Genomic DNA, 13,360 nt, shown 5'->3' on the forward strand with positions numbered 1-13,360 from the left:
TGGCTTTCTACGGTTTATTTTTTGTAATTAAAGACTGTTTTCTTTTGATAGAAAATCAAGCACCGAGTAATCACCTAATGAGATTTGTCTAGCCACCCCAAAGTATTGTGCAGAATTACCGATCATTGAATTGCTCAGGTTTCCATGGTCAATTACGGTATTTTCCTGAATAAGGGAATTGTCAATATTTGAATTTATAACTATGGTGTTATTGCCAATAGAAACTCGAGGGCCAATTTTTGAATTTGAAATCTCTACATTTTCCCCGATGAAACATGGTGGAATAATTAAACAGTTTTCGATTTTTGAAGAAGCCGGATAGTTGGCAACATTTGCTCTTTCGTATTCCAGAACTTTTCCGTTGGTATCAACAGTCGCATTTTTATTTCCACAATCCATCCAGTCATCAACTTTACCTAAAGAAAATTTCGCTCCTTTTTGACGAAGATTTTCTAACGCAGTTGTCAATTGATATTCGCCACCAACTTTAATGTCATTCTCCATAATATGGTTAATTTCCGACATTAATTTCTCGGCAGAATTGAAATAGTAAATTCCAATAATCGCCAAGTCAGAAACGAAGGTGGTTGGTTTTTCTACGAAATCAGTGATGAATCCATAATCATCTAATTTCACAACTCCAAAAGCGGAAGGGTCTTCAACTTTTTTTACCCAGATTACACCATCTGAGTTTTTATCTAAAATAAAGTCAGCTTTAAATAAAGTATCCGCGAAAGCCACAACTACATTTCCCTGCATGGATTGCTCTGCACATTTAATCGCGTGCGCTGTTCCTAGTGGTTCGTCCTGCGTATAAACGGTTCCTTTTGCACCTAAACTTTCAGCGATCTGAATTAAAGAAGCCTCAACTTCAGCTCCGAAATCTCCAATAATAAAAGCAATTTCGTCGATTTTCTCGCCAGCTACTTTCGTAATATCTTCCACTAAACGTTGAACAATTGGTTTACCTGCAATCGGAATTAAGGGTTTTGGAACTGTTAAAGTGTGCGGTCTTAATCTGGAGCCGCGTCCGGCCATTGGAACTATAATTTTCATAATTGTATTTTTAATTTACTCATTAATTGAACTAAATCAATTTTAAGAATGAGATGTATTTTTATTTATAATTGAGTACTACCGAATCCGCCGGCTCCTCGCTCGGTTTCATTGATTTCAGCAACTTCCTGCCATTCTGCAGTTTCATATTTTGCAATCACCATTTGGGCAATTCGGTCACCATTATTGATGTTAAAATCTTCGGTCGACAAATTTACTAAAATAACCCCAATTTCCCCGCGGTAATCTGCGTCGATTGTCCCGGGAGCATTTAAGACAGAGATTCCGTTTTTTATAGCTAGTCCGCTTCTTGGTCTGACCTGAGCTTCATAACCTTCCGGAAGTTCTAAAAATAATCCTGTTGGAATTAACTTTCTTTCCAAAGATTTCAAAGTGATGGTTTCTTCCAGGTTAGCATATAAATCCATTCCGGCAGAAAGTGCAGTCTGGTATTTAGGTAAAGGATGCTGCGATTTATTGATGATTTTTATTTTCATACTAAGCTTTTCTTAATTTTTTTAAAGTGTCTTTTTCAAAGTACAGGACAATAGCTAAAAACACGATTAATAATGAGTTTCCGATGATTAAGTTTCCGTCCAGTACATAATAAGAAAGGAGGGAGAAGAAAATACTTAAAGACAAATATCCTATAATTTTCTTCATATGATACGGAACGGGATAAAAATATTGACCCAGGAAATAAGAGACGGTCATCATTGAAAAGTAGCTTAAAAAAGTTCCCCATGTTGAAGCCCAATATCCATAAGATGGTATGAAATATACGTTGACAGCAATCGTAACTGCCGCGCCCAAAATTGAAATGTAAGCGCCAAAAATAGTCTTGTCAGAAAGTTTATACCAAACCGACATATTCAAATAAATACCTAAAAAAACGGCGGCGATTAAAACAATCGGCACAATCGGAATTCCTTCATTATAAGCCGGATTCGAAAGATAAAGTTCAGCCAGCCAATTTAGATTAACGCATAAAGCCAATAAAATAACGCAATTGACAATCACGAACATATCCATTAATTTAGCATATGATTGACCCGAGTTTTCATTTTTTGCGTGCGAGAAAAAGAAAGGTTCAATTCCCAAAAGATACGCTTGTCGGAATAAGGTAAGGAAAGTCACAATTTTACAAACCGCTCCATAAATCGCCATTTGCTCCGTGTTTATTCCATCAGGTAAAAGGTACTTTAAAAACTGTCGGTCCATCGTTTCATTAACTACTCCAGCCAAACCGGCGATGGTAATTGGCCAGGAATACGCCATCATTTTTTTCCAGAGATTCCAGTCGAAGGCGGCGACCCGTACCGATTTTATTTCTTGAGCAAGAAGAATAAATGTTACGGCGCTCGCTACTAAGTTGGCGACAAACACATAACCAATCCCAAACTCCTTATTATAAGTGTAACCAAAAAGCCCTTTGTCTCCCAAACGAGGTAAAATCACAATAAAGAAAAGGACTAACAGGAAGTTAATAACGCCATTTGTAATTTTAATTAAAGCAAACTTTTTCGGTCGTCCCGTTTTTCTTAAAATTACAAAAGGCATTGTTGAAAGTCCATCTAAGCCAAGAACAAAAAGCATCATCGTTAGAAGATTGATTTGATCCGGTGTTTTAAAAGCGATCGCTAAATCCTGTCGGAAAATATAAGCGAACAGCATAAAAAGAACGGAAGCTCCAATCACGCTTAAAGTTGCCGTAGAAATTAATTTTTTGGTGTCGCCTTCTTTTTCGGCAAAACGGAAAAAAGTCGTTTCCATTCCGTGAGAAAGCAAAACGATGATGATTCCGGCAACCGAATAAAAATCGATAAAAGGAGCCAGCGATTGTGGGCCGAAAGCGTTCGTAACAAAGGGACTGATGATAAAAGGAAACAACCGAATTATAACCGTACTTAATCCATAAATCGCGGTTTGTCCCAATAATTTTTTATACAAAATTTCTGAATTTCTGCAAATATAATTAAATAGATTTGAGCTGAAAAGATTTCAAGTTTTAGGTTAGAATAAATGAGCAATTTGTTTTTTCAACGAATTCGCGAATTTATTTGCGCGAAAAGATAGATTAGTGCATTCGTGGCAGGATATCTTCCATTAATTTAAATTTATTTATAATAAAGGCGGAAGCATTTTTAAATCGTTTTTAAATATTAAATTTGTGAAAGCTGATTTCCAAAAGCGAACCTTAATTTTTCAATCCACCAAATCTTAGTTCTCCTGAAATGAAAATCCTTATCAAAAATGCCCACATCGTCAATGAAAATCAAATTTTCGAAAGTGATTTACTCATCGAAAATGATTTAATATCAAAAATCGGAAAAAATATTTCTGAAGAAAATGTTCATCAGATTATTGATGCTACCGGAAAACATCTTTTGCCGGGGATCATTGATGATCAGGTTCATTTCCGCGAACCGGGTTTAACTTGGAAAGGCGATATTGAAAGTGAATCCAGAGCTGCAATTGCAGGTGGAATTACGAGTTTTATGGAACAGCCTAATACGGTTCCGAATGCAGTGACTCAAGAATTATTAGAAGAAAAATACAAAATTGCCGCCGAGAAATCATTTGCCAATTATTCTTTTTTAATGGGCGGAACGAATGATAATCTGGAAGAAGTTCTGAAAACCAATCCGCGAAATGTTGCCGGAATAAAATTGTTCCTCGGTTCTTCAACCGGAAATATGTTGGTTGATAATCCGGAAACTTTAGAAAAGATTTTCAGCAGTACCAAAATGTTGATAGCGGTTCACTGTGAAGATGAAGCAACAATCAGAAAAAACACGGAAATCTTTAAAGAAAAATATGGCGAAGATATTCCTGTAACTGCGCATCATTTAATTCGCAGTGAAGAAGCGTGTTATATTTCTTCTTCAAAAGCAATTGAGCTGGCGAAAAAAACAGGAGCTAGATTGCATGTGTTTCACTTATCGACCGCAAAAGAAATGGAATTGTTCAGAAATGATATTCCATTAAAAGAGAAAAAAATCACGGCAGAAGTTTGTGTTCATCATCTAAGTTTTACCAATGAAGATTACGAAACGAAGGGAAATTTCATCAAGTGGAATCCTGCCGTGAAAACGCAGATAGATAAAGACGGATTATGGGAAGCTTTGTTGGATGACCGAATTGATGTGATTGCTACAGATCACGCGCCGCATACTTTAGAAGAGAAATCTCAAAAATATTTACAGGCACCTTCCGGCGGACCTTTGGTTCAGCATGCTTTAAATGTAATGCTCGAAAACTTTAAAAAGGGTAAGATTTCTTTAGAAAAAATTGTTCAAAAAATGTGTCATAATCCGGCGATTTTATTTCAAATTGAAAAAAGAGGTTTTATCAAAGAAGGTTTTAAAGCAGATTTGGTTTTGGTTGATATGAATGACCGTTACACGGTTTCCAAAGAAAACATTCTCTACAAATGTGGTTGGAGTCCTTTTGAAGGAACTGAATTTCATTCAAAAATAACGCATACTTTCATAAATGGTTTTCCAGCTTTTGACAATGGAAAAATTTCCGAAGAAAAACATGGCGAAAGATTACTTTTTGACCGTAAATAATTTTTTTATGAGATCAAAAATTTTACAGATTATATTAGTTATTGTTTTTGCAATTGATTTGTTTTTCATTTTCAATAATCAACCGGAATTGCGGTTTTTCACTAAACCGCTTTTGCTTCCAATTTTAATTTTAATGTATATCACAAGTTTAAAATCAGAAAAAATTCAATTGGATAAATTGTTTTTAGTGGGATTGGTGCTTAGTTTTTTTGGGGATTTATTTCTTCTTTTTAAATGGGGTTTTTTGCCTGGACTAGGCAGCTTTTTATTGGCTCATCTGTTTTATATTATTTCTTTTAAGAAAAAACAGCAAACACGTATTTCGGAAATTTGGCCGGTTATTCTTAGTCTCTATGCCTCAATTTTACTCTTTTTTCTTTTTCCGTATTTAAAAGAAATGAAAATTCCAGTAATTATTTATGCTGTTGTAATTGCTACGATGATGTACAACGCTATTAAAACGCAGAACAGAAACTTGATTATTGGAGCGCTTTTATTTCTAATTTCAGATACGCTGCTTTCCGTATATCTGTTCTTGCAGCCCTTGATGATCCTTAATTTGCTGGTGATGATAACCTATGTTTTGGCGCAATGGTTTTTGGTGAGAGGAATGCTTTCATCTAAAAATTAGTAAAGATTTGAAACAATTCCCAAAAATTTTCGTCTAATACTTTAAATAAATAATTTATGTTCAAAAAACTCTCCTTGGCAATTTTCATGTTGCTCTTTTCTTTGCACATTTTTGCACAGAATAAATATGAGTGGAAAGAAGCTTCTGGAAACGGTTACACGTACAAATATGTAACAAACGATCCAATGAGCGCAAGATTTTACACCTTGAAAAATGGTTTGACTGTTATTTTAAGTCCGACCAAAAAAGATCCCAGAATTCAAGCTTATGTTGCTGTGAAAGCGGGAAGTAAAACCGATCCACGAACAAATACGGGATTAGCGCATTATCTGGAACACATGGTTTTTAAAGGAACTGATAAATATGGTTCTCTGGATTGGGCGAAAGAAAAACCGGAATTGGATAAAATTGACGCGCTTTACGAAACGTACAATAAAACCAAAGATGAAGCTCAAAGAAAAGCGATTTACAAGAAAATCGATTCTGTTTCCGGAGTTGCAAGTAAATTCGCGATTGCCAATGAGTACGATAAAATGATGGCTTCAATGGGAGCACAAGGAACAAATGCCTTCACAAGTTTTGAGCAAACAGTTTATACCGATGATGTTCCGAGTAGTTCTTTGAATAAATATTTAGCCGTTCAGGGAGAAAGATTTCGTAATCCAATCTTGAGAATTTTCCACACGGAATTAGAAGCGGTTTACGAAGAAAAGAACAGAAGTTTAGACAGTGATGGAAGCAAAGTTTTCGAAACTTTATTTGCAGAATTATTTAAAAATCATAATTACGGACAGCAAACTACGATAGGAACGATTGAAGATTTAAAAAATCCTTCCTTGGTTGAAATTAGAAAATACTTCCACAACTATTATGTTCCCAATAATATGGGCGTCATTTTATCGGGAGATTTTGATCCGGATGTGGTGATTGCACAAGTTGATAAAGCTTTTTCTTACATGCAAAACAAACCGGTTGCGAAATATACCTTCAAGCCGGAAACTCCGATTACAGCTCCAATCATTAAAGAAATTACAGGTCCAGATGCGGAAAACTTAACCATCGGTTTCAGATTACCGGGAAATAAAGACAAAGATGTTTTGATTGCAGATTTGGTTGGGCAAGTTTTAACCAATGGTAAAGCAGGTTTGATGGATTTGAACTTGGTTAAAAAACAAAAATTATTACGCGCTTCGGCAGAAACTTTTACGTTGATCGATTACGGGGTTTTGTACATCAGTGCAGCTCCAACCAACGGACAAAGTTTAGAAGACGTGAAAACTTTGGTCTTAGGAGAAATCGATAATTTGAAAAAAGGAAACTTCGATCAGGAATTGATTACTTCCATTATCAACAACATCAAGAAAAATAAAATCTACGAATCCGAAAAGTATGATGCTCGCGCAAGTTCTTTGATGGATGCGTTTACTTCTGAGTTAAACTGGAGAGATCAAGTTGCTTACGTGAATGATTTATCCAAGATTTCTAAAGCAGATATTGTTGCTTTTGCCAATAAATATTTAGGTGAAAATTATGTTGCGGTTTTAAAAAGAAAAGGAGAATCTCCTGCAACGGTTAAAATTGAAAAACCGCAGATCACGCCAGTTGAAACCAATGCAGATAAGCAATCTGAATTTGTGAAGATGGTTGGAAATATGCCAAATAATCCTTCAACTCCCGTGTTTTTGGATTACAATAAAGATATTCAAAAATCAAAATTAGGAAAAGCAGAAGTGCTTTACGTTCCAAATACCGAAAACCAGATTTTCCGTTTGAAATACCGTTATAAAATCGGGTCTTTAAATGATTTGAAACAACCTTTAGCTTCTCAATATCTGCAGTTTTTAGGAACAGATAAAATGTCTTCCGAAGAAATTTCAAAAGCATTTTATAAAATTGCGTGTAGTTTCACCATCGCTTCTGGCGAAGAATATACCATGGTTTCTATCGAAGGTTTACAGGAGAATTTTGATGCTGCCGTAAAATTATACGAAGATTTAATTCTGAATGTAAAAGCAGATGACGCTGCGTTGAAAAGTTTGAAAGAAAGATTAGCAAAAGCAAGAAAAGACGTGAAAGCCAATAAAGGCGCAATTCTTCAAGGCTTAACAAGCTATGCTTTGTACGGTGAAAAAAATAAATTCAATAATGTTTTAACCAATGCTGAGTTAGAAGCTACAACTTCCAAAGAATTGGTTGACCGCATTAAAAACCTCAATAATTACGAACAAACTGTTATTTATTACGGTCCAGCTTCCCTGAAAGATTTAGGGAATAAACTGAAAACCATGCATCCGGTTCCGGCAAAATTTGTGTCAACAGATTCTACCAGAGTTTTCAAACAGATTCCTCAGACCAAAAACACCGTGTTGTTCACCGATTATGACATGGTACAGGCAGAAACGCGCTGGATCAGAAACACCGATGTTTACGATCCGAAAAAGAACACCGTTGTAAAAGTTTTCAACAACTATTTCGGGGGCGGTATGGGTTCCATCGTGTTCCAGACCATCCGTGAGAGTAAGGCTTTGGCGTATTCTACCTACGGATTTTACATGCAGCCGCAGAAAAAAAATCAGGAATATTACATGATGAGTTACGTTGGAAGTCAGGCCGATAAATTCAATGACGCAACGACGGCGATGACCGAATTGTTGACCAAAATGCCCGACCTGAGTGAGAATTTAAACCTCGCAAAAACGCAGGTAAAGAAAGACATTCAAACCGAAAGAATCACGCAGGATAATATTATTTTCAATTATCTGGCGGCGAAAGAATTAGGTTTGTCGGAAGATCCGCGCAAAACGATTTACAGTTCTGTAGACAATGTAAAAATGCAGGATTTGAAATCTTTCCACGATGCTAATTTATCCGGAAAACCCTACACTTACGCCATTGTCGCCTCAGAAAAAAGAGTTCCGATGAAGGATTTAGAAAAACTGGGTGAAGTGAAGAAGATTTCTTTAGAAGAACTTTTCGGGTACTAAACTTTAAAAAATAATTGATACAGAAAACTGCTCCAGATTTGGGGCAGTTTTTTTTGTCATTTAGAGGAACTGCGCTCGGTAAACTGCAAATGTGCAATCTAAAGCGAGGTTGTCTATTTCAATAATTTACGTTTTTCCACTTCTTGTAATATGCTCATTTGTTGAATAGCAATTTTATTTAGTTTTATTAATCGTTCTGCTTGTGGCATCTTTTCGTTGATGAAAACAGAGTTTAGGTTTTCGATATTTGATAGGCAAATTAGTTCATTAATTGTTGCGTAATCCCGAATATTGCCTTTCAAAACTGGGTTTCTTTCTCGCCATTGTTTGGCCGTAATTCCAAATAATGCAACATTTAAAACCTCGGCTTCGTTGGCGTAAATGGTTGAGGTTTGTGCGGTCGAAAGTTCTTTTGGTATCAAGTTGTGTTTTATGGCATCTGTATGAATGTGGTAATTGAGTTTCGCCAATTCTCGTTTGGCTGTCCAGCCCAATTGTTTTTGTTCATCTTCTTTGAGCCGTTGAAATTCGGCAATCAAATACAATTTAAACGGAACACTTATAGCCGAACCAAACTCAAAAGCAATGTCTTTATGAGCATAAGTTCCGCCATATTTTCCCTTTCTTACAATGATTCCGATAGCATTTGTTTTATCAATCCATTCAGAAATGCTTAATACAAAGCTTGGTAAACCAGCCTGCATTTTAAAGTGGTCGAATTCCACCACTTTAAAATTTGGGTTATTAATTTGTTCCCAAGTTCCCAAAAATTCAAGGGTATATCGAGTTCTTATCCAATTTTTTATGATGTCTGCCGCTCGGCTTTCACTTTCTTTGGCATTTGCCATATCAGTAAGCGAAATATAATCTCGTTCCTCGAACGCTATAATCGTAATTTCTTTATCGTTTACATTAATTTTTGCCATAGTAATACAAATTTGGGAAAATATTTCAATGGAAGATATGCAAAAATTAGGAGAAGTACAGAAGGTTTCTTTAGAAGAACTTTTCGGGTACTAAACCTTTTAAAATAATTGATACAGAAACTGCTCCAGATTTGGAGCAGTTTTTTTTATGTCATTGCGAGGAGGAGGCACGACGACGAAGCAATCCCAAAGTGCAAAAGCGAGGTAATCTCAATTTCTATATTTTCTTGGGCGCACATTTCCGCCCTCCGTTCCCGCTTTTTTGTAAGCCTGTCCAGAGCTTGTTGAAGGATCTCTCCTCGCAAAAAGAGCTCCACTCAGGTCGGGGCGCGGTGATTGTGCAGTATAAAGATTAGTTTTTCAAAATGAAAGTAAATAGCGCAAAGTCGGGAGACTTTAAGCAGTGGGGGAATGTCTCCAACATTTAGCATACCCCGCACTTTGCTAAAACAATATTAGTAGAAATACTATTTAAATTTAAGGTTTGTAATTTCTTCATATAATTCTTCAATACTGGAAAAATTACAATAAGGAGTTTTAGTTAAGATAGAAATACATATCATTTTTGAAAGTTGAAACGACAATGAAAGATCTTCATATTCAATGCTTTTATTATTACCATGTGCAATAGATGATCTTTCTTTATAGAGTTTTTTAAATAGTTTTGAAATTTCTTTTCTTTTTTCATAATCATCTTCTAAAATAAAAGCAATTGATTCACTTAGTTGGCTAACGATTGAAGGAGAAATAAAAGATTTTATATCATATTGCAACAAGCTTTCTATAGCGAAAATAAATTGTAATAATGCTTTTGATGAACTAGTATCATAAACACCATTGCCTATCCAAAAAACGGATTTCATGATTCGTTCTTCAATTTTAGTTTTATTCTCTTTTTGTAGTAATTGCCAGATTTGACCGTTACCATTTGTTGTTTTTACAAAATGGTCATCATTTACATTAACTAATAATTTTAAGTCACTTTCGGAACTGTGATTAATCGTATTTTTATTGCAAGTTAATATCTCTCTAGAAATCCAGTTTCTATAATTTAAAATTCCAACCATTCGTAAGTGCTTTAGATCCCCAATCATGTAATTGAAAATATTTTCAACATTTTCACAAATTCCAAAAGAGATTTCTTTGGCTTTGACTTCATCTCGCGCATTAATCCTTATTCCTATAAAGTAGTCAGATTGTCTATCTTTAAAATAATAATTAAAATCCTTTCCGAAAATAAATTTTCTTTTTAAAATATCTTCCGCGAGGGAAATGTTATAGATTGAAAACTTTCCAAAGTTTTTTTCAGGAATATCCAATAAAACTCCAAAAATTTCATATAAAACTTCATTTTCCATCATAGGAAGTTTTAAGAAATCATCAATTATTATTTGAAAATCTTCATCAGTTGTTTTTCGCTTTTCTTGTAATAATTTTTTAATCACATTAATTAATTGCTTCTCGAATTTTTTGTAAGAGATTGTTGCTGCGACTTCTTTATTAAAATTATAAAGCTCGTTTAATGTTCTTCTAAATGTAAAATAGTTGTCTGTTCCTACAAAAGATATTGTAAAAGGGAAACCAGGAAATACTCGGTATACTGTTTCTTTTTCTTTATCTAATTCTAAAGTAGCAATTTTAACAAGTACATCTATTTTATGAGAGTTGGTCATAGTTTATTTTGTAACAAATTTAAAAGTACAATTAGACGATATCATTGTATCAAGTTTCGCATGGTATATATGAATCATCATCTATTTAGGCAACGCTAAAATACTCAAAAATCCCTCCCCACCCAACCATCACACCCCTCATTTTTTTACGAAAAACACCCCATCCATAGAAAATCTTTAAAAACAATCAAAACTTTTCGCTGATATTTTACCAATTCAGCAATATTTTTTCTAATTTTGGGTAAGCCAACAAGAGAAGAAGCGCATCCCGATGCAACTTGTTTTAAGCACAAAATGATGGCAGTGCTGCCAAATTTCCGGAAAACTTCAAGCACCCGTGCAACAATCTTTCCGGCAAAGCGGAAAACCCCAAACACGCGTGCAACAAACTTTCCGGTAAGGCGGAAAGGGCAAAACACCCGCGCAACAGACTTTCCGCTGAAGCGGAAAACCTGCCGCACTACTGTAACGAAATTTCCGACAAATTCTGAACATTTAAACACAAATACTATGAATGCAATTGATTTAAGAATCCTCCGCAACGCAGAATACCTGCAGTACACGAAAGATTTTGCGGGCATCATCAACCTGAATGATCCTGCCACTTTGCAGATCGACACCAAACTTGCTGCCTTTACCGCAAAAACCACCGAACTCGAAAACCTTTTCAAAAAAGCCCTCGCCAACGACCGCACCAAAGCAGTATTGGCGCTCGATCAAAGAAGAGATGATGCCATCAACGGGATTGCTGATTTTCTGCAGGGCTATTCCTATCATTACGAAGCAGACAAAAAACAAAACGCCCAAAAATTACTGACGGCTTTGGCAATCTACGGCAGCGGAATTGCCCGCCAGAATTATATGTCGGAAACCGCAACCATCAATAACCTCCTCGTTGATTTCGCCGACAAACCCGAATTGGCTGCGGCGGTGACCGCTTTCAGTTTGCAACCCTGGATCGATGAACTGCAGGATGCCAATACACTCTTCAACACCGAATATCTTTCCCGCACACAGGAATATGGCGACGCCAATCCCGATACCATCAAATCGAAAAGAGAGGAAACCAATGTGACTTATTACGCGCTTCGGGACCGCATCGATGCGCTGCATACTTTGGTAGAAACGCCGCCATCACCTTACACCACGGTGATCAACCAACTCAATGCCTTAACAGATCAGTACAATGTATTGTTGGTGCATCGACAAGAAGTGCCGCCGGAAAATCCTGTGGTTCCTACTTAATTAAATTTTTGATATTACTAGAAAAACCGCCTGATTGGGCGGTTTTTTTATTCACGTCATTGCGAGGAACAGCCTGTCCCGAACCTTCGGGAAAGCAATCCCATGAACATAGCGCGGTCATTGCGAGGAAGAATGACGAAGCAATCCCTAAGTACGAAGCGCGGTTTTTGTATGATGGGATTGCTTCAGCGGTTTGAAAGGCTATCGTTAATAGAACATTCAAGCAACCGCTTCGCAATGACGCCATAAAATAAAATCTATATCTTTAAAATGTTGACAGAATCTCTTAATCCTAATTTAATATTCATAACATTTTATAAAATTTCATAGGACGATAAATTAATCTTAAATTTAAATCAAAATTAAAATATGAATTTGTACACCCAACCTATGCTCAAAGAAGACGCCTTAAAAGATAAAGTAGCCATCGTAACCGGTGGTGGAAGCGGACTTGGAAAAGCCATGACGAAATATTTTCTTCAATTAGGCGCCAAAGTAGTTATCACTTCCCGAAATTTAGAAAAACTTCAAGCGACCGCAAAAGAACTCGAAGAAGAAACCGGTGGAAAAGTATTATGTGTTTCTTGCGATGTTCGAAATTGGGATGAGGTTGAAGCGATGAAAGAAGCGGCAATCAAAGAATTCGGACAAATTGATATTCTCTTAAATAACGCCGCCGGAAATTTTATTTCCCCAACCGAAAGATTAACGCATTCTGCATTTGATTCCATTTTAGATATCGTTTTGAAAGGCACGAAAAACTGCACATTATCCATCGGGAAATACTGGATCGATCATAAAGTTCCGGGAACGGTGCTCAATATTGTCACCACTTATGCATGGACCGGTTCTGCGTATGTTGTTCCTTCCGCGTGTGCAAAAGCCGGAGTTTTGGCAATGACCAGAAGTTTAGCCGTAGAATGGGCAAAATATGGAATCCGTTTCAATGCCATCGCACCGGGACCATTCCCTACAAAAGGCGCTTGGGAAAGATTATTACCCGGAGATTTGGCAGAAAAATTCGATATGCGCAAAAAAGTGCCGTTGAGAAGAGTGGGGGAACATCAGGAATTGGCGAATCTAGCCGCGTATTTGGTTTCCGATTATTCCGCTTACATGAATGGCGAAGTTGTAACCATAGATGGTGGCGAATGGTTGCAGGGCGCCGGAGAATTCAATATGCTCGAAGCCATTCCTCAGGAAATGTGGGATCAAATGGAAGCGATGATTCGGGCGAAAAAATCGAATTAATTAAAAAAAATAAAATTAAACC

The 13,360-nt window shown here is 36.4% G+C and carries 11 protein-coding genes; 5 read left to right on the top strand and 6 right to left on the bottom strand.

What is annotated here, in order from left to right:
• Window positions 1-27: 27 nt before the first annotated feature.
• The 3 genes from EIB73_RS11810 to EIB73_RS11820 form a co-directional block, all read right to left on the bottom strand.
• A complete protein-coding gene (locus EIB73_RS11810) occupies window positions 28-1,056 on the bottom strand; it encodes a sugar phosphate nucleotidyltransferase (protein WP_125025465.1) in 1,029 nt (342 codons plus the stop codon).
• Window positions 1,057-1,121: 65 nt separating this feature from the next.
• Window positions 1,122-1,553, bottom strand: coding sequence for a dUTP diphosphatase (gene dut, locus EIB73_RS11815; protein ID WP_125025466.1), 432 nt, complete (start codon window positions 1,551-1,553; stop codon window positions 1,122-1,124).
• Between the two features lies 1 nt (window position 1,554).
• Entirely contained in the window at window positions 1,555-3,006 is a 1,452-nt protein-coding gene (locus EIB73_RS11820) for a lipopolysaccharide biosynthesis protein (RefSeq protein WP_125025467.1), read from the bottom strand.
• Between the two features lie 284 nt (window positions 3,007-3,290).
• Here EIB73_RS11820 and EIB73_RS11825 point away from each other — a divergent pair, with 284 nt between their 5' ends.
• From EIB73_RS11825 to EIB73_RS11835, 3 genes are all read left to right on the top strand, one after another.
• Complete coding sequence (locus EIB73_RS11825; RefSeq protein WP_125025468.1) at window positions 3,291-4,628, top strand: dihydroorotase; 1,338 nt, start codon at window positions 3,291-3,293, stop codon at window positions 4,626-4,628.
• Between the two features lie 133 nt (window positions 4,629-4,761).
• The gene (locus tag EIB73_RS11830; protein WP_262706746.1) at window positions 4,762-5,259 is read left to right on the top strand and encodes a lysoplasmalogenase; all 498 of its coding nucleotides are present in this window, start codon (window positions 4,762-4,764) and stop codon (window positions 5,257-5,259) included.
• Window positions 5,260-5,315: 56 nt separating this feature from the next.
• On the top strand, window positions 5,316-8,243 hold the full coding sequence (locus EIB73_RS11835) for a M16 family metallopeptidase (RefSeq protein ID WP_125025470.1): 2,928 nt from the start codon (window positions 5,316-5,318) through the stop codon (window positions 8,241-8,243).
• 113 nt (window positions 8,244-8,356) lie between these two features.
• Here the strand turns inward: EIB73_RS11835 and EIB73_RS11840 are convergent, their stop codons facing one another.
• The 3 genes from EIB73_RS11840 to EIB73_RS11850 all read right to left on the bottom strand — a co-directional run bounded on the left by EIB73_RS11840 (window position 8,357) and on the right by EIB73_RS11850 (window position 11,345).
• Window positions 8,357-9,169 (bottom strand): KilA-N domain-containing protein, encoded by an 813-nt coding sequence (locus EIB73_RS11840; protein WP_125025471.1) that lies wholly within the window; start codon window positions 9,167-9,169, stop codon window positions 8,357-8,359.
• A gap of 467 nt (window positions 9,170-9,636) precedes the next feature.
• Entirely contained in the window at window positions 9,637-10,842 is a 1,206-nt protein-coding gene (locus EIB73_RS11845) for a HEPN domain-containing protein (RefSeq protein WP_125025472.1), read from the bottom strand.
• A 146-nt stretch (window positions 10,843-10,988) separates the two neighbouring features.
• Window positions 10,989-11,345 (bottom strand): hypothetical protein, encoded by a 357-nt coding sequence (locus EIB73_RS11850; RefSeq protein WP_125025473.1) that lies wholly within the window; start codon window positions 11,343-11,345, stop codon window positions 10,989-10,991.
• Window positions 11,346-11,352: 7 nt separating this feature from the next.
• Here EIB73_RS11850 and EIB73_RS11855 point away from each other — a divergent pair, with 7 nt between their 5' ends.
• Together EIB73_RS11855 and EIB73_RS11860 are read left to right on the top strand one after the other, a co-directional pair.
• On the top strand, window positions 11,353-12,087 hold the full coding sequence (locus tag EIB73_RS11855) for a DUF6261 family protein (protein WP_125025474.1): 735 nt from the start codon (window positions 11,353-11,355) through the stop codon (window positions 12,085-12,087).
• A 369-nt stretch (window positions 12,088-12,456) separates the two neighbouring features.
• Window positions 12,457-13,338 (top strand): SDR family oxidoreductase, encoded by an 882-nt coding sequence (locus EIB73_RS11860; protein ID WP_125025475.1) that lies wholly within the window; start codon window positions 12,457-12,459, stop codon window positions 13,336-13,338.
• Window positions 13,339-13,360 lie beyond the last annotated feature (22 nt).

This window comes from Kaistella carnis (assembly GCF_003860585.1).
GTDB classification, from domain to species: domain Bacteria; phylum Bacteroidota; class Bacteroidia; order Flavobacteriales; family Weeksellaceae; genus Kaistella; species Kaistella carnis.

Excerpts from the sequence above, each read along its gene's own strand:
- EIB73_RS11835 (WP_125025470.1), top strand. The coding sequence starts at position 5,316 with ATGTTCAAAAAACTCTCCTTGGCAATTTTCATGTTGCTCTTTTCTTTG.
- EIB73_RS11825 (WP_125025468.1), top strand. The coding sequence starts at position 3,291 with ATGAAAATCCTTATCAAAAATGCCCACATCGTCAATGAAAATCAAATT.
- EIB73_RS11860 (WP_125025475.1), top strand. The coding sequence starts at position 12,457 with ATGAATTTGTACACCCAACCTATGCTCAAAGAAGACGCCTTAAAAGAT.
- EIB73_RS11845 (WP_125025472.1), bottom strand. The coding sequence starts at position 10,842 with ATGACCAACTCTCATAAAATAGATGTACTTGTTAAAATTGCTACTTTA.
- EIB73_RS11830 (WP_262706746.1), top strand. The coding sequence starts at position 4,762 with ATGTATATCACAAGTTTAAAATCAGAAAAAATTCAATTGGATAAATTG.
- EIB73_RS11810 (WP_125025465.1), bottom strand. The coding sequence starts at position 1,056 with ATGAAAATTATAGTTCCAATGGCCGGACGCGGCTCCAGATTAAGACCG.
- dut (WP_125025466.1), bottom strand. The coding sequence starts at position 1,553 with ATGAAAATAAAAATCATCAATAAATCGCAGCATCCTTTACCTAAATAC.
- EIB73_RS11840 (WP_125025471.1), bottom strand. The coding sequence starts at position 9,169 with ATGGCAAAAATTAATGTAAACGATAAAGAAATTACGATTATAGCGTTC.
- EIB73_RS11855 (WP_125025474.1), top strand. The coding sequence starts at position 11,353 with ATGAATGCAATTGATTTAAGAATCCTCCGCAACGCAGAATACCTGCAG.